The following is a 367-nucleotide window of genomic DNA, read 5'->3' as shown; positions in this document are numbered from 1 at the left end:
CACCAGGGACGTACCTCCGGAACGCCCGACGGCGCGCAGCACACCCGTGGCGTGCCGCGTGTACGGCCGGTCGTCGTCGGTGTCTCCCGCGCTGGAGTAGAGGCTCAGCTCACGCCTGCCGGACTCGTCCTCGGCACTGACCCACACCTGCACCCGGACGCCACCACGCTCGGGCACCACCAGCGATGCCTCCAGCGTCAGTTCCTCCACCAGGTCACACCCGACCTGGTCACCCGCACGGATCGCCAGTTCCATGAACGCCGTGCCGGGCAGCAGGACCGAACCCTGGACCACGTAGTCGGCCAGCCACGGGTGCGTCTGAACCGACAGCCGACCCGTCAGCAGCACACCGTCCGTGCCGCCCACC

At 70.3% G+C, this 367-nt stretch carries 1 protein-coding gene; it reads right to left on the bottom strand.

The features are described from left to right. Positions 1-367 (bottom strand): polyketide synthase dehydratase domain-containing protein (locus KYY02_RS33800; protein WP_371244927.1); only part of this gene is annotated, 367 nt, incomplete at both ends.

The sequence above is a fragment of the Streptomyces pimonensis genome (assembly GCF_041380215.1).
GTDB classification, from domain to species: domain Bacteria; phylum Actinomycetota; class Actinomycetes; order Streptomycetales; family Streptomycetaceae; genus Streptomyces; species Streptomyces pimonensis.
This window is presented reverse-complemented; position numbering and strand designations above follow the sequence as displayed.